20 protein-coding genes are annotated in these 20558 nt (G+C 42.5%); 19 read left to right on the top strand and 1 reads right to left on the bottom strand.

All coding sequences use genetic code 11. The features are described from left to right. The first annotated feature begins 109 nt into the window (after positions 1-109). The 8 genes from hrcA to deoC all read left to right on the top strand — a co-directional run bounded on the left by hrcA (position 110) and on the right by deoC (position 9163). A complete protein-coding gene (gene hrcA, locus AC3ISB_RS19000) occupies positions 110-1138 on the top strand; it encodes a heat-inducible transcriptional repressor HrcA (RefSeq protein WP_489273827.1) in 1029 nt (342 codons plus the stop codon). A 99-nt stretch (positions 1139-1237) separates the two neighbouring features. Continuing rightward, positions 1238-1828 (top strand): nucleotide exchange factor GrpE, encoded by a 591-nt coding sequence (gene grpE, locus AC3ISB_RS18995; RefSeq protein WP_098369763.1) that lies wholly within the window; start codon positions 1238-1240, stop codon positions 1826-1828. Positions 1829-1865: 37 nt separating this feature from the next. Next, positions 1866-3698 (top strand): molecular chaperone DnaK, encoded by a 1833-nt coding sequence (dnaK, locus tag AC3ISB_RS18990; protein WP_098369764.1) that lies wholly within the window; start codon positions 1866-1868, stop codon positions 3696-3698. A 306-nt stretch (positions 3699-4004) separates the two neighbouring features. Further along, a complete protein-coding gene (gene dnaJ, locus AC3ISB_RS18985; protein WP_339200319.1) occupies positions 4005-5120 on the top strand; it encodes a molecular chaperone DnaJ in 1116 nt (371 codons plus the stop codon). 36 nt (positions 5121-5156) lie between these two features. Then, the gene (gene prmA / locus AC3ISB_RS18980; protein ID WP_489273826.1) at positions 5157-6098 is read left to right on the top strand and encodes a 50S ribosomal protein L11 methyltransferase; all 942 of its coding nucleotides are present in this window, start codon (positions 5157-5159) and stop codon (positions 6096-6098) included. Between the two features lie 138 nt (positions 6099-6236). Continuing rightward, complete coding sequence (locus AC3ISB_RS18975) at positions 6237-6989, top strand: 16S rRNA (uracil(1498)-N(3))-methyltransferase (protein WP_098369767.1); 753 nt, start codon at positions 6237-6239, stop codon at positions 6987-6989. 6 nt (positions 6990-6995) lie between these two features. Beyond that, positions 6996-8333, top strand: coding sequence for a tRNA (N(6)-L-threonylcarbamoyladenosine(37)-C(2))-methylthiotransferase MtaB (gene mtaB, locus AC3ISB_RS18970; RefSeq protein ID WP_098369768.1), 1338 nt, complete (start codon positions 6996-6998; stop codon positions 8331-8333). 158 nt (positions 8334-8491) lie between these two features. Continuing rightward, on the top strand, positions 8492-9163 hold the full coding sequence (deoC, locus tag AC3ISB_RS18965) for a deoxyribose-phosphate aldolase (RefSeq protein ID WP_063233000.1): 672 nt from the start codon (positions 8492-8494) through the stop codon (positions 9161-9163). A gap of 613 nt (positions 9164-9776) precedes the next feature. Here the strand turns inward: deoC and AC3ISB_RS18960 are convergent. Beyond that, positions 9777-10709 (bottom strand): Na/Pi symporter, encoded by a 933-nt coding sequence (locus AC3ISB_RS18960; RefSeq protein ID WP_489273825.1) that lies wholly within the window; start codon positions 10707-10709, stop codon positions 9777-9779. 236 nt (positions 10710-10945) lie between these two features. On the opposite strand from AC3ISB_RS18960, the gene rpsU reads away from it, so the two are divergent. The 11 genes from rpsU to AC3ISB_RS18905 all read left to right on the top strand — a co-directional run bounded on the left by rpsU (position 10946) and on the right by AC3ISB_RS18905 (position 20541). Beyond that, positions 10946-11119 (top strand): 30S ribosomal protein S21, encoded by a 174-nt coding sequence (gene rpsU / locus AC3ISB_RS18955; protein WP_028391853.1) that lies wholly within the window; start codon positions 10946-10948, stop codon positions 11117-11119. A 14-nt stretch (positions 11120-11133) separates the two neighbouring features. After that, complete coding sequence (locus tag AC3ISB_RS18950) at positions 11134-11577, top strand: GatB/YqeY domain-containing protein (protein WP_144526679.1); 444 nt, start codon at positions 11134-11136, stop codon at positions 11575-11577. 305 nt (positions 11578-11882) lie between these two features. After that, the gene (locus AC3ISB_RS18945; RefSeq protein WP_452450826.1) at positions 11883-13202 is read left to right on the top strand and encodes an NfeD family protein; all 1320 of its coding nucleotides are present in this window, start codon (positions 11883-11885) and stop codon (positions 13200-13202) included. A 50-nt stretch (positions 13203-13252) separates the two neighbouring features. Continuing rightward, on the top strand, positions 13253-14245 hold the full coding sequence (gene floA, locus AC3ISB_RS18940) for a flotillin-like protein FloA (RefSeq protein WP_375781440.1): 993 nt from the start codon (positions 13253-13255) through the stop codon (positions 14243-14245). Positions 14246-14267: 22 nt separating this feature from the next. Further along, positions 14268-14777 carry a hypothetical protein gene (locus AC3ISB_RS18935; RefSeq protein WP_480338630.1) on the top strand — a complete coding sequence of 170 codons (510 nt, stop codon included), beginning with the start codon at positions 14268-14270 and terminating at the stop codon, positions 14775-14777. 128 nt (positions 14778-14905) lie between these two features. After that, the gene (gene yqfC, locus AC3ISB_RS18930) at positions 14906-15190 is read left to right on the top strand and encodes a sporulation protein YqfC (RefSeq protein WP_098369773.1); all 285 of its coding nucleotides are present in this window, start codon (positions 14906-14908) and stop codon (positions 15188-15190) included. A gap of 15 nt (positions 15191-15205) precedes the next feature. Then, complete coding sequence (gene yqfD, locus AC3ISB_RS18925; protein ID WP_098369774.1) at positions 15206-16393, top strand: sporulation protein YqfD; 1188 nt, start codon at positions 15206-15208, stop codon at positions 16391-16393. 3 nt (positions 16394-16396) lie between these two features. Next, entirely contained in the window at positions 16397-17359 is a 963-nt protein-coding gene (locus AC3ISB_RS18920) for a PhoH family protein (protein WP_098369775.1), read from the top strand. A 179-nt stretch (positions 17360-17538) separates the two neighbouring features. After that, positions 17539-19713: an HD family phosphohydrolase gene (locus AC3ISB_RS18915; RefSeq protein ID WP_141994197.1), complete on the top strand. Its 2175-nt coding sequence runs from the start codon at positions 17539-17541 to the stop codon at positions 19711-19713. Beyond that, positions 19710-20186: an rRNA maturation RNase YbeY gene (ybeY, locus tag AC3ISB_RS18910; protein ID WP_076365237.1), complete on the top strand. Its 477-nt coding sequence runs from the start codon at positions 19710-19712 to the stop codon at positions 20184-20186. The genes AC3ISB_RS18915 and ybeY overlap by 4 nt, the downstream gene beginning before the upstream one ends. Further along, positions 20164-20541, top strand: coding sequence for a diacylglycerol kinase family protein (locus tag AC3ISB_RS18905; protein ID WP_063233011.1), 378 nt, complete (start codon positions 20164-20166; stop codon positions 20539-20541). Before ybeY ends, AC3ISB_RS18905 begins: the two co-directional genes overlap by 23 nt. Positions 20542-20558: the final 17 nt, after the last annotated feature.

The raw sequence follows: 20558 nt of genomic DNA, 5'->3' as shown, positions 1-20558 counted from the left end.
TTTTAACGATGAATTAGCGGTTTTCATTGTTGACATCATAAGCTTCATTTGATAATTTATTAGTATATTAGCACTCGATGAGACAGAGTGCTAACAGAGGTGATCATACATGCTAACTGATCGTCAATTATTGATTCTACAAGTGATAATCGAGGATTTCATCCATTCTGCCCAGCCAGTCGGGTCACGAAGCTTGTCGAAGAAAAATGAAATTACGTTCAGCTCTGCCACAATTCGCAACGAAATGTCTGATCTAGAAGAAATGGGATTTTTAGAAAAAACCCATACTTCTTCCGGTAGGATCCCTTCTGAAAAAGGGTATAGATATTATGTGGATCATTTACTTTCTCCTCAAGCTCCGAAAAAGAATGAAATGAAGATATTAAAATCCGTTTTTGTAGAACGAATTTATGAATTGGAAAAGATCGTTCAGAAGTCAGCGAAAATACTTTCGGAACTGACGAATTATACGGCGATTGTACTCGGGCCAAAAGTGAATGAGCATAAGCTGAAAAAAATTCAGATCATTCCTTTAAGTCCTGAAACGGCAATAGCCATCATTATTACGGATACAGGTCATGTGGAAAATCGAATGATTTCCTTACCGCCTTCTTTTGATATAAATGAAATTGAAAAGATGGTGAACATATTGAATTCCCGCTTGGTCGATGTTCCGCTAGTTGATCTAAAGGATAAGATCTATAAGGAAGTTGCAGTTCTATTGAGCCGCCACATTCATAACTATGGATCGATGGTCTCGGTCCTTGCGGAGACCCTGACGGACACAAAGCCCGAAAAAATATTTTTCGGCGGGAAAACGAATATGCTAAGGCAGCCGGAGTTCCATGATATTGCTAAAGTAAGCACGCTTTTATCGATGATTGAGCAGGAACAGGGATTTTATGAACTTATTACCCAAAATCCATCGGGCATCCACGTCAAAATCGGCCGTGAAAATCAAAACACAGTGCTCGATGACTGCAGTTTGATTACGGCAACCTACTCAATCGGGCAGGAGCAAGTTGGCACATTGGCCATATTGGGTCCAACGAGAATGGAATATTCGAGAGTGATCAGTTTGCTTTCGTTTTTCTCGAAAGATTTAACGGCCCTGATGACAAAACTGTATCAAAAATAGTAGCAAAGGTAATATTGTTAAGGTGGCGGAGGAGTATTTTCCGCGGCCTGGCATATTACTTTAGCATAAATTGTATAACCCTTTTAGGGAGGTGAGATTGTGACAGAAAATAAAAACGAAGAACAAACATTGGAAAATGAAACAATCGAGGAAAGCGCTGCAGAAGCAGTTTTCGCTGAAGAAGAAATTCCAGCGGAAGAAAACCATGGTCAGGTTGAAAAAGATGAACTTCAATTGGCTCAAGAAAAGATTGCCGAACTTGAGGCGAAAATCGAAGAAATGGATAACCGTTATCTTCGTCTGCAGGCCGATTTTGATAATTCAAGACGCCGTGCCAAGCTTGATATGGAGGCGGCTCAAAAATATAGAGTTCAAAGTATTGCTAGTGATTTGGTGGAGGCTCTTGATAATTTTGAAAGAGCTACAAAAATCGAAGCGGATAATGAGCAGACAAAATCCTTGCTATCCGGCATGGAAATGGTCTATAAAGCGATTACTGATGCATTGACTAAAGAAGGCATCGAACCGATCAGTTCGGTTGGTGAAGAGTTCGATCCGCGTTTGCATCAAGCGGTCATGCAAGTTCAAGATGAAAACTTCGGTTCGAACATCGTCGTCGAGGAATTCCAAAAAGGATACATCCTTAAAGACCGTGTGATTCGACCTGCAATGGTAAAAGTGAACGAATAGAGTTTTTACATATAAATAATTGGGAGGTAGTGAAACTATGAGCAAGATTATTGGTATTGACTTAGGTACAACAAACTCTTGTGTATCTGTACTTGAAGGCGGGGAACCAAAAGTAATCCCGAATCCAGAAGGAAACCGTACAACTCCATCCGTAGTGGCATTCAAAAATGGAGAAAGGCAAGTAGGGGAAGTGGCGAAACGCCAAGCGATTACAAACCCTAACACGATCATTTCCATTAAACGCCATATGGGTACCAACCATAAAGAAGTAATTGAAGGAAAAGAATACTCACCTCAAGAAGTTTCTGCAATCATCCTTCAATACTTGAAATCATACGCTGAAGAGTATCTTGGCGAAAAAGTTACTAAAGCGGTTATCACTGTTCCTGCTTACTTCAATGATGCAGAACGCCAAGCAACTAAGGATGCTGGTCAAATTGCCGGCCTTGAAGTGGAACGTATCATCAACGAACCGACAGCTGCAGCTCTTGCATACGGTTTGGATAAAACGGAAGAAGATCAAACGATCCTTGTATTCGACCTTGGCGGCGGTACATTTGACGTTTCAATCATGGAACTTGGAGACGGCGTTTTCGAAGTTAAGTCCACAGCTGGTGACAACCGTCTAGGTGGGGATGATTTCGACCAAGTCATCATTGATTACCTAGTTGAAGCATTCAAGAAAGAAAACGGAATCGACCTTTCAAAAGATAAAATGGCGGTTCAACGTTTGAAAGATGCAGCTGAAAAAGCGAAAAAAGATCTTTCCGGCGTAACTTCAACTCAAATTTCTTTACCGTTCATCACTGCAGGAGAAGCTGGCCCGCTTCACTTAGATGTAACGATGACTAGAGCTAAATTCGATGAGCTTTCTACAGGACTTGTAGAACGTACTATGGGACCAACTCGTCAAGCGTTGAAAGATGCTGGTCTTTCAGCATCTGAAATCGACAAAGTAATCCTTGTTGGTGGATCTACACGTATTCCCGCGGTTGTTGAAGCGATCAAAAAGGAAATCGGTCAAGAACCAAGCAAAGGTGTAAACCCTGATGAAGTAGTGGCTATGGGTGCTGCAATTCAAGGTGGCGTATTGACAGGGGATGTTAAAGACGTTGTCCTTCTTGATGTAACACCACTTTCACTTGGAATTGAAACGATGGGCGGAGTATTCACGAAACTAATTGACCGTAATACTACGATTCCGACAAGTAAATCACAAGTATTCTCGACAGCAGCTGATAATCAAACGGCAGTTGATATCCATGTCCTTCAAGGTGAGCGTCCAATGTCAGCGGATAACAAAACTCTTGGTCGTTTCCAATTGAGTGACATTCCACCGGCACCGCGTGGAGTTCCACAAGTTGAAGTGACATTCGATATCGATAAAAACGGTATCGTGAACGTACGTGCGAAAGATCTTGGTACGAACAAAGAACAAGCGATCACCATCAAATCATCTTCAGGACTTTCTGATGAAGAGATCGAACGCATGGTACGTGAAGCGGAAGAAAATGCCGATAGCGATAAACAACGTAAAGAAGAAGTCGAACTTCGTAACGAAGCTGATCAATTAGTTTTCCAAACGGAAAAAACGCTTAAAGATCTAGAAGGTAAAGTGGATGAAGCGGAAGTAACAAAAGCGAATGAAGCGAAGGATGAACTGAAAGCTGCAATCGAGAAAAATGAGCTTGAAGAAATCCGCGTGAAAAAAGATGCGCTTAACGAAATCGTTCAAGCTTTGACTATGAAGCTTTATGAAGAAGCGGCAAAAGCTCAGCAAGCTGGCGAAGCTGGTGCTGGCGAGTCAGCTAAAGACGATAATGTGGTTGATGCTGAATACACGGAAGTTAACGAAGAAGAGAAAAAATAAATAGTGGCCCAATCGGGACACTGATATATTGGGCAGTATTTCTGCCTGCCATTGTAAAAAAGTCAAAGTCAGGTTATCTTGACTTTGGCTTTTTTTACAGTGAATGGAATCATTGTCGGAAAGTGTTACAATCACAATCACTGGTGGGGAATCGTTGGATTTTAAAGGGAAATGTGTGCAAATTGGCGCTGGCAATACCATTTGCAAAAATGTGTTAAAGCCGTTTGTACTTTTCTAGTTGATTATTATCTTCGTTCAGTGATAATATTACCTTTATGTGAATCGAATCGGGAGTGGATTTTAGATATGAGTAAACGCGATTATTATGAGGTGTTAGGCCTTTCGAAGAGTGCTTCGAAGGATGAAATCAAAAAAGCGTATCGAAAGCTCTCCAAACAATATCACCCTGATATTAATAAAGCGGACGATGCTGCGGATAAATTCAAGGAAATCAAGGAAGCTTACGAAGTATTGAGTGACGAACAGAAAAAGGCCCATTATGACCAATTCGGACACACAGATCCAAATCAAGGCTTTGGCGGTCAGGACTTTGGCGGTTTCGGCGGTTTTGAAGATATTTTCAGTAGCTTTTTTGGTGGCGGCGGACGCAGGAGAGATCCTAATGCACCGCGTCAAGGGGCGGATTTACAGTATACGATGACGCTATCTTTTGAAGAGGCTGCATTCGGAAAAGATACTGAGATCGAAATTCCGCGTGAAGAGAATTGTGATACTTGTAAAGGATCCGGTGCCAAACCAGGTACAAAAGTGGAAAACTGTTCACATTGCCATGGAACCGGTCAATTGAATGTTGAACAAAACACAGCGTTCGGAAGGATTGTGAACCGGAGAGCATGTCACCATTGTCAAGGAACAGGAAAAATCATTCCTAATAAATGTTCAACATGCGGCGGTGACGGAAAAGTCCAAAAACGTAAAAAGATCCAAGTCAAGGTGCCAGCAGGAATTGATGATGGCCAGCAGTTGCGTGTAACCGGCCAAGGAGAGCCAGGAATCAATGGCGGTCCGGCAGGAGACCTATATGTAGTCTTCCATGTGCGCAGCCATGAATTCTTTGAGCGGGATGGCGATGATATTTATTGTGAAATGCCGGTTACTTTTGCCCAGGCAGCATTAGGGGATGAAATAGAAGTTCCGACGCTTCATGGAAAAGTGAAACTGAAGATTCCTGCAGGTACACAAACAAGCACTCGTTTCCGTTTAAAAGGCAAAGGGGTTCCGAATGTCAGAGGATATGGCCAAGGAGATCAGCATGTGGTCGTATTAGTTGTCACGCCTAAGAAATTAACGGAAAAACAAAAGGACCTGCTTCGTGAGTTCAGTGATATCAGCGGACAAGGTGTAGATGAACATGATGATGGCTTTTTCTCAAAAGTAAAGCGTGCTTTTAAAGATAGGTGAATAAAAGTAAAAGAACAAATTGGGAGTTGGTAGATTATGAAGTGGTCTGAATTTGCAATCCAAACAACGAATGAAGCGGTTGAACCTGTTTCGAATATTCTTCATGAGGCAGGTGCGAGTGGTGTTGTCATTGAGGATCCTCTAGAATTAGTCAAGGAACGAGAAAATGTTTTTGGCGAGATCTACCACTTAAACCCAGATGATTATCCGGATGAAGGTGTAGTCATTAAAGCTTATCTGCCTGTTAACAGTTTCCTTGGCGATACCATTGATGCTATTAAGGAATCAATCAATAATCTCCTTCTTTTCGATATAGACCTTGGGAAAAATGTTGTTTCAATTAGTGAAGTGAATGAAGAAGAGTGGGCGACGGCTTGGAAAAAGTATTATAACCCTGTCAAGATATCAGAACGTTTTACCATCGTGCCAACATGGGAAGACTACACTCCAGTAAGCAGTGACGAATTGATCATTGAACTTGATCCAGGCATGGCCTTCGGAACGGGTACACACCCGACGACGGTCATGTGCATCCAAGCGCTGGAGCGTACAGTACAGCCTGGGGATTTAGTGGTTGATGTAGGAACTGGTTCTGGTGTTCTGAGTATTGCAGCTGCATTATTGGACTCAAAACGGATTCAGTCCCTTGATTTGGATGAAGTGGCAGTACAGTCAGCCAAACAAAATGTGGAACTGAATAACGTGCAGGATAAAGTGTCAGTTTCACAAGGCAATTTACTGGATGGTGTGAATGAACAAGCGGATATCGTCGTCGCAAATATTCTTGCCGAAGTGATCATGCGTTTTACGGATGATGTAGCGAAAGTGGTTAAACCTGGCGGATATTTCATCGCTTCCGGAATCATTCAAACTAAGAAACAAGATGTGAAGGAAGCGATTATAGCATCTGGATTCACCGTTGAGGAAACGATCTTGATGGAAGATTGGGTGGCAATAATCGCGAAAAGAAATGATTAATTGAAAAAGTTACTCTGATTATCGGGTTTTTTGATAGTCAGAGTACCTTTTTTTAGCTTGAATCTTTGCACGGCTTGCATTCTGGATTCCTGACTGTTAGCCTGTGAGTTTTTTAGACTAGACGAAGTGGGTGGCAGTGTGCAGCGGTATTTTCTTAACGAAGTAGACATCAATGGAAACACGGTGAAGATATCAGGCGATGATTTTCACCATATCGCCAGGGTGATGAGAATGGGACCAGGGGAACGGATCATCACGGTGAAAGGTAATGGCATGACAGCTATCGCGGAAATTTCGGAAATTACTGATGATGCTGTTATAGGGACAGTTACCGAATGGAAGAATGAAGAAAAGGAACTTCCTGTAAAGGTTGTGATAGCGAGCGGTCTGCCTAAAGGGGATAAGTTGGAATATATCGTTCAAAAGGGTACTGAACTGGGTGCCGTTGAATTTATCCCTTTTATTGCTGCTCGTTCGGTGGTAAAATGGGACCACAAAAAGGTAGGTAAGAAATTGGAGAGACTCCAGAAGATTTCAAAAGAGGCGGCTGAGCAATCCCACCGCACGGTTATCCCTGCCATCAAGGAACCGATGACTGCAGATCAGCTAGCTGGGTATGCTTCCGGTTTCGATCATAAATTAATCGCTTTTGAAGAAGAGGCAAAACGGGGGGAAACTTCTGTACTCGCTTCTGTCTTGAAAGATATTACCGCTGGGCAATCCATCCTATTCGTATTTGGGCCTGAAGGTGGTTTAGCAGATAAGGAAATTGAAAAACTGACTGATGCCGGTTTTATGGCTTGCGGTCTTGGACCAAGAATATTAAGAACTGAAACAGCACCTTTATATGCACTTTCCGCTGTTTCTTATCATGTAGAACTTTTGAGGTGATGAAAAATGGCAACGGTCGCTTTCCATACATTAGGCTGTAAAGTGAATCATTATGAAACAGAGGCTATATGGCAATTATTCAAAACTGGGGGATATGATCGTGTTGAGTTTGAAAATGCATCAGATGTATATGTCATCAACACATGCACGGTGACAAACACTGGCGATAAGAAAAGCCGTCAGGTCATCCGTCGTGCCATTCGTAAGAACCCGAATGCCGTCATAGCGGTAACGGGATGTTATGCACAGACGTCGCCGGCAGAAATCATGGCCATACCAGGTGTGGATATTGTTGTAGGAACACAAGACAGGGTTAAACTCCTTGATTACATTGAGCAATTCAAGGTGGAACGTGAACCAATCAATGCCGTAGGAAATATCATGAAAAACCGTGTCTACGAAGAGTTGGATGTACCTGCTTTTACAGACCGTACACGCGCTTCACTTAAGATTCAGGAAGGTTGCAATAATTTCTGCACTTTCTGCATCATCCCTTGGGCTCGTGGCTTGATGCGTTCCCGCGATCCAAAAGAAGTCATTCACCAAGCTGAACAGCTTGTCGAGGCAGGCTATAAAGAGCTAGTCCTCACCGGAATTCATACTGGCGGCTACGGAGATGATTTAAAAGACTATAATTTGGCGATGCTGCTGCGGGACTTGGAAAAAGTCGATGGGTTGAAGCGTATCCGTATTTCATCCATTGAAGCCAGCCAAATTACAGATGAAATCATTGAAGTGCTGACGAATTCGAAAAAAGTGGTACGTCATTTGCATATACCAATCCAATCGGGTTCCGATACAGTTCTAAAACGGATGAGACGTAAATATACGATGGATTTCTTCGGTGATCGAATCGAAAAGTTGAAAATTGCACTTCCGGGTCTTGCTGTTACCTCTGATGTCATCGTAGGTTTCCCAGGTGAAACCGAAGAAGAATTCATGGAGACATATAACTTTATAGAAAAATATAAATTCTCCGAACTTCATGTTTTCCCATATTCAAAACGGACAGGGACTCCGGCTGCCCGTATGGAAGATCAAGTGGATGAAGATATCAAAAATGAACGCGTCCACCGCCTTATCGCGTTGTCGGATCAGCTGGCAAAAGAGTATGCCTCCCGATTCGAGGGGGAAGTTCTGGAAGTCATTCCTGAAACGAAGTTGGAAAATGGCCTTTATGAGGGCTACTCCGATAATTACATGAAAATCGTCTTTCCGGCTTCGGATGAAATGGTCGGTGAAATCGTCAAAGTGAAGATCACAAAGTCTGGCTATCCATTTAGTGAAGGTCAGTTCGTGACGGTAGTGAAGGATTTTCCGTTGCAACAAGCATCCAATATCTAAGACAGCGGTTAATCGCTGTCTTTTTTTTTATCCTCTTTTTAATGTGTTTTCTTGGCACTTTCGGGTAAAGACTATATATATCGTCAAAGTGGATAAACTATGGTATCATGAGAGGTACGTACAACTAGTTATAGATTGTTTTTGAGGAGGATTTATTAATGTCACAAAATGTAGCAGGTTTAATTGACCACACGTTATTAAAAGCAGATGCAACCAAAGAGCAAATAAAGGTATTATGCGAAGAAGCGAGAGAGTATAACTTTGCTTCCGTATGCGTAAACCCGACTTGGGTGAAATATGCAAGCGAACTTTTGGAAGGTTCAGAAGTGAAAGTTTGTACGGTCATCGGCTTCCCTCTAGGTGCAACCACACCGGAAACCAAAGCTTTTGAAACGAAGGACGCCATCTCCAATGGCGCTCACGAAGTCGATATGGTGATCAATATCGGCGCATTGAAGGACAAGGATGATGAGTTGGTAGAGCGGGATATTCGTGCTGTGGTAGCGGCATCCACTGGTAAGGCTCTTTCAAAGGTGATCATTGAAACTTCTTTATTGACTGATGAAGAAAAAGTCCGTGCATGTGAATTGGCCGTAAAAGCAGGAACGGATTATGTGAAAACATCAACTGGTTTTTCGACCGGCGGAGCGACTGTTGAAGATATCACGCTTATGAGAAAAACGGTTGGCCCGGATATCGGTGTCAAAGCTTCAGGCGGAGTCCGCAATACGAGCGATGCCCAGAAAGTGATTGAAGCTGGTGCAACAAGAATTGGAGCGAGTGCAGGTGTCTCCATCGTAAAGGGCTTAACGGCTGATTCCGATTATTGATTTTAAAAAGGGACCGTATAATAACTCCCTGAAATAAAAAAGGCGGAGAAAAATATTTTATTTTTCTCCGCCTTTTTTTTATTACTTCCATAAAAAAATCGGTTTGTAATTCAACTGGTGATATCCAATGTGTTTGTGCATTGCGCCTATTTCTTCCATGAACAAAGAGGACCCGTATCATTTTTGGACTTGTACTTGTCATTTTTGGAACCCATAAATTCAAAAAAAAGCTTATTGTGGATTTAATAAATATTAGGGGGAATCAACAGTGAGTAAACTTGCTTATATTAAATGCATGAACATGGGGAGGGAAATGAAAAAAGGTTTTTAATTTTTTCATTTATCATTAACACTACTTTAGATGAGTGGTGAAATTTTGGGTATATGACACTTCAATAACCATTTTATTTATAGGTTTGATTATTTTGATATTAGCTCCTGTTATATCGAGTGGTTTGAGCTTATTGAATCATAAAACTAATTATAAAAAGATTAGCTAAAAAACCTCCCAGTAATCATTTATCCTTTTATATCTGGTGCAGCTACATATGATGTCCAATCTTCACACGAAGCTGCCCTGAAAGAAAGTCACTAATGACTTTTGGACAGCTCCTTATTTTTTAAAGTTTGGCCGATGCACCAAAAGAATGAGGTTGGAGAATTGCCGTGCGAATGGCAAGACGGCAAAAGAAGTCAAGATATTGAAAATGACACTGGCATGGGCCAGCTGTGTCCCCTTGTTTTCGGTGAAAAAGGCAGCAGTTCTTTCCAGGATGTCCACAAAAGGCAGGAATGCGGCAACCCCTATGACGTTTAGCCAAATATGTGAATAAGCTGTGAAGGCAGCTTGTCTACCGGAACCGATGCTGGCCATGTATCCGGTGATGCATGTGCCTATATTCGATCCGAGCATGATGATGATTGCGGAAGAGACGGATAACTCCCCATTCAGCAAAAAGCTCATGGCTATCCCAATGGTTGCCGAACTGGAGTGAATGAGTGCCGTCAATAATATCCCGGCTAATAGGGCATAGCTCATGTGGCCCTCTATGTAATGGATGAGCGTTTGTATGGATGGATAGGCTGCAATCGGTGTCGAAAGCGTTTTGAAACCACTCATCGCCGCGAAGATGGCCGAGATTCCGATCAGTGACATCCCTATGCTTCTCGGTAATGCTTTTGGCATGAAGCAAAGGAAAGCGCCGCTTACGACACCGGGAATGATCCAACGATCCAGAGAGAAGGTCATGAACTCTGCTGTAAAGGTGGATCCGATATTCGTTCCAAGAATAATCCCGATCGTTTGCGGGAACGTTAAGCTTCCTGCGGAAACGAGGCCGACCGTCATGACCATTACCGCCGAGCTGCTCTGCAGGATCCCGGTAAAGATGGTTCCGGCCATGAAGCCTTTCCATGGCTTATCCGTAACCTTTGAGAGAAAAGTTTTTAATGCTGCACCTGACATATTGAACAGTCCGATTCGTAAAACCGACATACCTGCCAAAAATATCATAATGAATAAAAGGAATAAAAATAGCTCATGCATGACTGTCACCTCATAGTAAGCTTATGGCCCAATGACGGGAGACATGCTATAAATTGGATTTTCATGCAGGTTGAATCATCGTTTCGTGAAAAATTATGATAATAACATGATGATATTCAAAATAAGTTTGATTTTATTGGTTGACCTGCTAAAGATGATATATTATAATTGTTTAGTACATGTATAACATGTTGACAACTTGAGTTAGTGTGTTGTTTTCGGAGGGAGGGAAAGAGATGTCTAAAACCGTCGTTCGTAAAAACGAATCGCTTGAAGATGCTCTTCGTCGTTTCAAACGTACTGTATCTAAAGCAGGATCGCTTCAGGAAGCTAGGAAGCGTGAATTTTATGAAAAACCAAGCGTAAAACGTAAGAAAAAGTCTGAAGCTGCAAGAAAACGTAAATTCTAAGAGAGGGTGGAAAGATGAGTCTTCTCGAGCGTTTAAATAATGATATGAAACAAGCGATGAAGAACAAGGAAAAGGACAAACTATCTGTTATTCGGATGCTGAAAGCTTCTATTCAAAACGAAGCCATGAAGCAGAGACAAGATTTAACAGATGATGAAGAATTGACAGTGCTCTCTCGCGAATTAAAACAACGCAAAGACTCCCTCCAGGAGTTTGAAAACGCAGGTCGTTCAGATCTCGTGGATAAAGTCCGCACCGAACTAGTATACGTAGAGGCATATATGCCTGAGCAACTTTCAGAAGAAGACATTTCTAAAATCGTTAAACAAACGATTGAAGAAGTCAATGCAACATCCAAAGCAGATATGGGCCGAGTTATGGGAGCTTTAATGCCTAAAGTTAAAGGTAAAGCGGATGGTTCTCTAGTAAACAAATTAGTACAACAACATCTATCTTAAACTCTAAACTTAAAACTCGAAACCTAACCGCAGGCAAATTGCCTGTGGTTTTTGTGTATTTCATGATTTTTATGCGTATATTATTCAAACGAAGCCCAAGATAATAGGGGCACTTTTAATTTTATTAGCTTTTTTTGAAACCTTTTTCATATACATACGTAATAACTTAAGAACAGAGTAAAGGGTTGCTTCATTTGCTCCTTATTCGAATTTTAGTTGTGTGCTGAATTTACTGGTAGGTTTTCCTCCTGAATACTGGAGGCACTTACCGCGTTTAATACGGGAAAGGGGGCGTTCCGTTGAAAATTTGGCGTTATTTATCTGTACTCTTATTTGGATTGCTGTTCACCATGTCTTCTTTTGGGGGATCGACGGTATCTGCAAACGAGAAGATCGTTTACCATGTACCAATTGAAGAAACGGTGGAAAAGGGACTCTCGGCCTTTTTGGAACGCGCGCTGACCACTGCTGAAGCAGCTGATGCAGATCTTGTCGTTTTCGAGGTGAATACCCCTGGAGGTGCTGTGGATGCAGCGGGGGAAATTGCAAAGTTACTGTCGGATTCACCAATCAAGACAGTTGCCTACGTCAATAACAGGGCTTTATCTGCAGGGGCATACATTTCTCTAAGCGCAGATGAGATTTATATGGTTCCGAGTGCCACCATGGGTTCTGCGGCTGTGATTGATTCAACAGGGAACGCTGCAGGTAAGAAAGCGCAATCTTATTGGTTAGCTGCCATGAAGACTGCTGCAGAACAAAATGGACGTGATCCCATTTACGCCCAGGCGATGGCGGATGTTGACATCGATCTACCCGAATATGGAGCGGAAAAAGGGAAGTTGCTGACATTTACAGCAGAACAGGCAAAAAAGGCTGGGTATAGTGAAGGCACCGTCTCTGGGAAAGCGGAGCTGTATAGTATACTTGGAGTTGAGGATGCTGATATTCGGTCAATCGAAGAAAGCTTTCCTGAGAAGCTTGCCCGCTTTTTGACCAACCCGATCGTCGTTCCCATTTTGTTAACGATAGCGGGAATCGGGATTGTGATGGAATTGTTTTCACCCGGTTTTGGAATTCCGGGGGTCATTGGAATCACCAGTCTTGTCTTATTCTTCTATGGTCATCTTGTCGCCGGTATCACCGGATACGAATCGTTAGCGATGTTCATCATCGGGGTCATTCTCGTACTAATTGAATTTTTTATCCCAGGGGGGATTATCGGGCTGCTCGGATTTACCGCGATAGTGGGGAGTTTATTCCTCGCAACAGGTGATCCGGTCCATATGACGATATCCTTGCTAATTGCGGTTACCGTATCCATTTTGGTATTCATCCTACTTGTAAAGGTGTTTGGAAAACAGATGAAATTTTTCAGGAAAATGATATTAACCGATGCAACAAAAACGGAACAAGGATATGTGAGCAATCCGAATCGTTTGGATTTATTAGGTGTAGAAGGGAAGGCCCTTACAGACTTGAGGCCTTCAGGAACAGCTTTGGTCAAAGAAGAAAGAGTGGATGTCGTGACCGAAGGAAGCTTTATTTCCAAAGGTTCGTCAATCATCATCGTTAAAGTTGAAGGATCAAGGGTAGTCGTCCGGGAAATTCCGGATTCAAATTAAAATTAAAAGATACAGGAAGGATGAATCATTAAGTGATAACTTCAGGAACGATATTTATTGTACTGGCAGTGATTGCTGCCATCATCGTGTTGGCAGTGTTTTTCACATTCGTACCAGTAATGCTATGGATTTCCGCTTTAGCGGCAGGAGTCAAAATCAGTATATTTACATTAGTTGGGATGAGGCTTCGCCGCGTTATACCAAGCAGGGTCGTCAATCCTCTTATCAAGGCCCATAAGGCTGGAATCAATGTTTCAACGAATCAATTGGAGAGCCATTACCTTGCAGGCGGTAATGTCGATCGAGTTGTGAATGCATTAATTGCTGCAGAACGCGCCAATATCACATTACCTTTCGAACGGGGTGCAGCTATTGACCTTGCCGGTCGTGATGTATTGCAGGCTGTTCAAATGAGCGTTAACCCGAAAGTGATTGAAACTCCGTTCATCTCTGGTGTGGCGATGAATGGTATTGAAGTGAAAGCTAAGGCAAGGATCACGGTCCGTGCCAACATTGAACGTCTAGTCGGTGGTGCCGGTGAAGAGACGATCATTGCCCGTGTAGGGGAAGGGATCGTATCGACGATCGGTGCTTCGAAAATGCACACGGATGTCCTGGAACATCCCGATTTGATTTCACGAACGGTTCTATCAAAAGGGTTGGATTCAGGAACGGCATTCGAAATTCTTTCCATTGATATCGCTGAAGTGGATATCGGTAAAAATATCGGGGCCATATTACAGACGGACCAAGCCGAAGCCGATAAGAAAATAGCCCAGGCAAAGGCCGAAGAACGCCGTGCAATGGCTGTTGCGCTTGAACAGGAAATGGTTGCCCGTGTTCAGGAAATGAGAGCGAAGGTTGTTCAATCCGAAGCGGAAGTTCCGTTGGCCATGGCCGATGCACTGAAAAGCGGAAACCTTGGAGTGATGGATTATATGAATATCCAAAATATCACGGCCGATACGGATATGCGCGGTTCCATCAGTAAAATATCCGAAAATCCAAAAGATAACAACAATAACCATAATAATAATAATTAGGTCAGGGAAGGGAGGTCTTTAAATGGGAGATTTTATTGATTTCTTTCTCAAGAACCCATTCCTTATCATTGTCTTGATCGGTATTTTAACGTCCATGTTAGGAAAGAAAAAGCAGCCTCAGCAATTTGATGATCCTAACACGCCTCCGAAAAAGAAATGGCAGGAGGTCATGCGGGAGCTTCAAGGTGAAATGCAGCAAGGGAATCCGCAGCAAAGGCCTGCCCCTGCTCCTGCTCCTGTAAGGAAAGTCGAACAGCAGGCAGCTCAGGCTGTTGAAGTGATCGATGAGACGACGAACGATGCGAACAAAAGGATTGCGGAGCTTAGAAGGCTTCAGCAGAAGTACGATCAGGAGCGTTTATATCAAAAAGCGAAGGCGGATCAACTTACATCAACGATTTCTGATAATAAAAGTCCGGTCTATCGCCAAGGGCCGTCTTTTGGTAAAAAACAGCTGATTGATGGCATCATCATGTCAGAAGTGCTGGGACCGCCAAGGGCGAAGAGAAGTCTTCAGAGGTCCAGAAGGTGATTCGGAGCCCCGGGCTTTTTTAAGCCCGTCATTAAATGAGCATGAAAAAATAGACTCTCATTCACTTATAATTTTGTGCTAGAACCCTCTTTCATTTCATACATTGAGATGAAAGGGGGTTCTTTTTTATGGCACGCAATTGGGGAAAAAGAGTGAAACAGCTTATGACCAAAACAATGGACCTTCCGCAAGATGTCATGATGGACCTGCCGCGAATTACAATGATCGGACAATTACATATTTATATTGAAAACCATCGTGGCTTATTGGCTTTTACAGACAGCGAAGTGCGATTGATGCTTAAAAATGGGCAGTTGCTGATAAAGGGAAATGCCTTTGTCATAAAGACGATTTTGCCGGAAGAAATCATGCTCGAAGGCAAAATCGATAAGGTCTATTTTATCAATGAATGATCCCGGGAGGTCTCCATGAAAAACCAATGGACAAACTATTATACAGGCTATGTAAAGGTGAAGGCTTATGGCAAAGGTGCAGAACGGCTGATTAATATGCTGACGAGAAGGGGGCTTCATATCTGGGATGTGAAGCGTGTCGGAAGTGAAGCCCTGATTTTCCATATGGATATCAGGGATATCCCCAAACTCCGTCAGGTCATGCGTAAGAGCGATTGTAAAGTAAAGTTCATGCAGGGAAAGGGTTTCCCTTTCCTAATAAAGAGAGTCATGAAAAACAGCGGGTTTTTAGCGGGGATGATCGCTTTCCTGCTTTGTATATTTGTACTTTCCAATATGGTTTGGGGCATCGAGGTTCAAGATGCCAAACCCGCAACCGAGCATGCCATCCGGAAAGAATTGGACAAGATGGGCGTGAAGATTGGGAAAGTGCAATTCTTTGTGGATGATGTGGATACGATTCAGCGTAAGCTGTCGGACCGGATTGGTGCATTGACATGGGTAGGGGTAGAGCTAAAGGGAACGACATACCATTTTCGGGTTGTAGAAAAACGGCAACCTAAAGAGGTCGAGGAAACATCTCCGCAAAATTTGGTAGCTTCCAAAAAGGCGATCATCACTGATATGTTCGTTGAAAAGGGACAATCTATTGTTAATGTGAATGATTATGTAGGAAAAGGACAGCTTCTTGTTTCGGGATTGATTGGAAAAGAGGATAAACAGGAAATTGTATCCGCACAGGGAGTAATAAAAGGGAAAACGTGGTATAAAGCGAAAGTGGAAGTTCCGTTAAAAACCAAGTTTTCTGTTTTTAACGGAGATGAAACGAGCAGGCACTTTTTGAAAATGGGGGGCTTTTCCCTTCCGGTATGGGGTTTCAAGGATCCGGGATATGAAAAACAGGAAAAAGAAACGACAGTGAGGCCATTTCACTTTCTTCAATGGGAACTTCCCATTTCCTATAAACAAGTGACCTTGAGGAGCAAGGAAGATATTGTACGAAGTTATACGGAGAAAGAAGCGGTGAAGGAAGGCAGGAAAATGGCTAAAGCAGAATTGAAAAAGCATTTAGAAGAGGAAGATGAAATCGTCGAGGAAAAAATTTTGCACGAAAGCATGGACAATGGTAAAGTTAAATTATCTATACATTACCAAGTTATTGAAGATATAGCGATTGGACAGCCAATCATTCAAGGAGACTAACGAATGGCAGATGATGTGAAAGTAATTAAGCTCGAAATAGAATCACCCAATGAAGCGATCGCATTATTGGGCAATGGGGATTCAAATGTAAAAGTGCTCGAAGAGGAGCTTGGCATTTCCGTCATAACCCGAGGTGAAGCGGTGAGTGTTGCCGGGGATATCGAGCGGGTAACGATGGGGGAGGAAATCCTCAAGGCATTATTGACAGTGGTCAGAAAAGGAATTGCAATCAGTTCCAGGGATGTGCTTTATGCAATTGAATTGGCAAGAAAAGGCACATTGGAGTATTTCGGTGAATTATATGATGAGGAAATCGCTAAAACGGCTAAGGGGAAATCCATTAAAGTCAAAACGATCGGGCAAAGATACTATATCCAGGCTATAAAGAAACAGGATCTTGTATTTGGAATTGGGCCTGCCGGAACCGGGAAGACCTACCTTGCTGTAGTGATGGCCATCAATGCATTGAAAAATGGACATGTTAAACGGATCATCCTGACACGGCCTGCCGTCGAAGCAGGGGAAAGCCTTGGTTTTCTGCCTGGTGATCTGAAGGAAAAGGTAGATCCTTATCTACGACCGCTGTATGACGCTCTCCATGACCTTCTAGGGATGGAACAGACGCTAAGGATGATAGAGCGCGGAACGATCGAAATAGCTCCTCTGGCTTATATGAGGGGCCGTACGCTTGAAGATGCCTTTGTCATATTGGATGAAGCCCAGAATACGACGGAAGCCCAAATGAAGATGTTCTTGACCCGGCTTGGTTTCGGATCGAAAATGGTCATTACGGGAGATCGGACCCAGATTGACCTTCCGAAAGGTATGAAGTCAGGTCTGATCCGGGTAGAAGAGATCTTGAAGAATGTTAAAGGCCTTTCCTTTGTTTATTTTGAACAAAGTGATGTAGTAAGACATCCGCTTGTCGCCAAAATCATTACTGCTTACGAGCAGGCGAAGTCATAAGAAAAAATCCGCCATTTCAATCGGCGGATTTTTCGTGATGTGTCTAAATGACAAACTTTATGGGGAAAAAGTGGATAAGAAGCTTCATTTATCAATACGAAGGTGAAAATTCACATAAAAACTGTTATGATTTTACATATCTAGAATAATAAACATCATTTTTTTTAGGAGGACCTTCCTTGAATCGTATCCAGAAATTTTTCACTCAAATAAAAGGGCTGTTGGTCCATCGCTTTTTTCAAGTGCTTTTGTTCATCATACTTGGTTTGTTTGCGTATGGGTTAATGTTCTCCAATGTTAAGCCGGAAAGGGTTCAGGTAGAGCTTTTTAAGCCTGCGGAACAAACAATACGTTCAACCAAGACTGTGGAAGATACCTATAAGACGGAACAGGAAAAAGAAGAGATTTCAAAACAGGTGGCGGATGTTTATTCTTTAAAAAAGGAATATGCCAAAAATAAAGTCGATCTGATTTCATCCATTTTCGATTCAGCAATAGAGGTGAATAAAGAAACGGACCCCGATGGAGATCATAAAGAAGATGAGGAAAAAGATGATAAAAAAGAGCCCGTAAAGACGGATGCTCAAAAAGTTTCCATATTAAAAGAAAAATTGACCGATGAAGTGAATAAAAATATCGAGGAATCCGTTTTCCTGGCATTAGTGCAGGCGGATGAAGATGAGTTGAAAATAGCGAAGGATTCAACCATTACTGCCGTGAATAATGTGATGGGCTCCCGAATCGCTGCAAGTGACGTCGAAAATGCCAAGAAGAAGGTTGTAGAGGAATTGGGTTATATGAGCATTAGTGGCGATATGAAAAAAGCCTCCACTTCCCTTGCACGTACGGCAATCATTCAGAATGTATTTTTCGATAAGGACAAAACCGAAGAACAGCGAAGGAAAGCGGTTGAAAGCGTGGAGCCAATCAGGATCCTTCAAGGTCAAATCATCGTTGAAGAAAATCAATTAGTGGACAGGGATGTATATAGGCAGCTTGAACTGGCAGGCTTCTTAAATACGGAGTCTACCATTTACCCGTATATCGGCCTGCTGTTATTCATATTCCTGACTTTTGCCGCTTTTTATTACTATTTCTACTATTCCATTTCCAAAAAGGATAACAAGTACAATCAGTTATTGATCTTCAGTCTTGTCTTTATCCTTTCAATGGCTACCATGAAAACGGTCAGCATTCTGGCAGACCTGAAAAACTCGAACCTGGAATACATTTTTCCGGGTGCCATGGCGGCGATGCTCATCAAGATATTATTGAATGATAAGTTAGCGGTGGCAATGATCATATTGCTAGGTTCGTATGGTACGATTATATTTAATGGCGATACACCTGGAAATCTGGATTTCTCGATGGGGCTTTATATCATTTTCGGGGGATTGACGGCAATCATCATTCTATCTAGGCCAAATTTCAAATCAAAGGTGCTGGTAGCGGGGCTGCTATTGTCTTTAATCAATATGGCATTTGTTTTTTCGCTCATCTTTATTATGGACAGCCATTATACTAGAATGGAGTACTTATATTATGCTGCTGCTGCCATAGGTTCTGGAGTGGGTTCAGCCGTTTTGACAATGGGCCTGTTACCGTTTTTCGAGGCTGGTTTCGGGATCTTATCATCAATTAAGCTTATCGAACTCGCGAATCCCAATCATCCGTTATTGCGGAGGATCTTGATTGAGGCACCGGGGACATATCATCATAGTGTAATGGTTGCCAATTTGGCGGAATCCGCTTGTGAAGCCATCGGGTCGAATGGATTGCTGGCAAGGGTCGGCAGCTATTATCATGATATAGGTAAAACGAAGCGGCCGCACTTCTTCATCGAAAATCAGATGAATGAAGAGAACCCGCATGATCGGCTGCAGCCGGAAACGAGCAGGGATATCATTATTGCCCATGCCGTAGATGGCGGGGAGATGCTGCGCAGTCACAAATTCCCGAAAGAGATTGTGGATATTGCAGAGCAGCATCACGGTACGACTTTATTGAAGTTTTTCTACCATAAGGCAAAAAAACAGGATGAGACCACCCTCGAAGCGGCCTACCGATATCCCGGTCCGAGGGCGATAATGAAGGAAGTAGCCGTCATCGGCATAGCCGATAGTGTTGAAGCTGCAGTGAGATCGATGAAGCACCCAACTCCAGATAAGATTGAAGAGCTGGTAAGTTTCATCATTCAGGACAGGATTTCTGATGGTCAATTTGATGAATGTGACATTACTATGAGAGAATTGAGTATCGTGAAGCATTCCTTATGTGAATCGCTGAATGGTATCTTCCACTCCAGGATTGAATATCCGGAGCCGGATAAATTAGGACAGAAGGTGAAAGAATGATTTTAGCTATCGATTTAATGGATGAAACGAATGAAGTAACGGAGGAAGCTCAGCGGCTTGTTGAAAGCATTCTGCAATTTGCGGCAAGAAAAGAAAACATTGAAAAAGACACCGAGCTGTCAGTTACATTTGTAGACAATGATAGGATTCGGGAAATCAATAAAGAATATCGACATAAAGATTCAGCTACAGATGTCATTTCCTTTGCACTTGAAGAAATGGGAGAAGATGAAGTGGAAATTGTCGGTGCGGAAATGCCCCGCATGTTAGGGGATATCATCATTTCCATTGAACGTACGAAAGAACAGGCTGAAGAATATGGCCATTCATTTGACCGGGAACTTGGATTTTTAGCACTGCATGGTTTTCTGCATTTATTAGGATTCGACCATATGAATGAAGAAGATGAAAAAGTGATGTTCACTAAACAAAAGGAGATCTTGGAAGAATATGGACTTTCAAGAGAAGGATAAAAAAAGGTATCCTTTATTAAAAAGTTTCTCTTTTGCCTGTCAGGGAATTTTGGAGGCTGTTCGGACTGAACGCAATATCAAGATACATTTCGCGTTAACGGCAATCGTCGTATTCTTTGGCTGGTACTTCTCATTGAATGGGATGGAGTGGCTTTTCATTTTAGCGGCCATAGCCGGTACGATTACGTTGGAGCTCGTTAATTCAGCGATTGAAAGGGTAGTGGACCTGGTAACGGATCAAATCCATCCGCTAGCCAAGCAGGCAAAAGATATTGCAGCCGGAGCTGTATTCATATATGCTATATTTTCTATAATAGTTGGATTGATTATCTTTTTGCCTAAGTTTGGCCTGTAGGTTGCCGAAATGGTACT

This window comes from Peribacillus sp. GL_122 (genome assembly GCF_057835005.1).
The sequence above is the reverse complement of the archived record's forward strand: the minus strand, read 5'-3'. Positions and strand labels throughout refer to the sequence as shown.

Bases quoted from the DNA above. Each gene is read 5' to 3' on its own strand.
- hrcA (WP_489273827.1), top strand. From the start codon at position 110: ATGCTAACTGATCGTCAATTATTGATTCTACAAGTGATAATCGAGGAT.
- dnaK (WP_098369764.1), top strand. From the start codon at position 1,866: ATGAGCAAGATTATTGGTATTGACTTAGGTACAACAAACTCTTGTGTA.
- dnaJ (WP_339200319.1), top strand. From the start codon at position 4,005: ATGAGTAAACGCGATTATTATGAGGTGTTAGGCCTTTCGAAGAGTGCT.
- prmA (WP_489273826.1), top strand. From the start codon at position 5,157: ATGAAGTGGTCTGAATTTGCAATCCAAACAACGAATGAAGCGGTTGAA.
- mtaB (WP_098369768.1), top strand. From the start codon at position 6,996: ATGGCAACGGTCGCTTTCCATACATTAGGCTGTAAAGTGAATCATTAT.
- deoC (WP_063233000.1), top strand. From the start codon at position 8,492: ATGTCACAAAATGTAGCAGGTTTAATTGACCACACGTTATTAAAAGCA.
- AC3ISB_RS18960 (WP_489273825.1), bottom strand. From the start codon at position 10,709: ATGCATGAGCTATTTTTATTCCTTTTATTCATTATGATATTTTTGGCA.
- rpsU (WP_028391853.1), top strand. From the start codon at position 10,946: ATGTCTAAAACCGTCGTTCGTAAAAACGAATCGCTTGAAGATGCTCTT.
- AC3ISB_RS18950 (WP_144526679.1), top strand. From the start codon at position 11,134: ATGAGTCTTCTCGAGCGTTTAAATAATGATATGAAACAAGCGATGAAG.
- AC3ISB_RS18935 (WP_480338630.1), top strand. From the start codon at position 14,268: ATGGGAGATTTTATTGATTTCTTTCTCAAGAACCCATTCCTTATCATT.
- yqfC (WP_098369773.1), top strand. From the start codon at position 14,906: ATGGCACGCAATTGGGGAAAAAGAGTGAAACAGCTTATGACCAAAACA.
- yqfD (WP_098369774.1), top strand. From the start codon at position 15,206: ATGAAAAACCAATGGACAAACTATTATACAGGCTATGTAAAGGTGAAG.
- AC3ISB_RS18920 (WP_098369775.1), top strand. From the start codon at position 16,397: ATGGCAGATGATGTGAAAGTAATTAAGCTCGAAATAGAATCACCCAAT.
- ybeY (WP_076365237.1), top strand. From the start codon at position 19,710: ATGATTTTAGCTATCGATTTAATGGATGAAACGAATGAAGTAACGGAG.
- AC3ISB_RS18905 (WP_063233011.1), top strand. From the start codon at position 20,164: ATGGACTTTCAAGAGAAGGATAAAAAAAGGTATCCTTTATTAAAAAGT.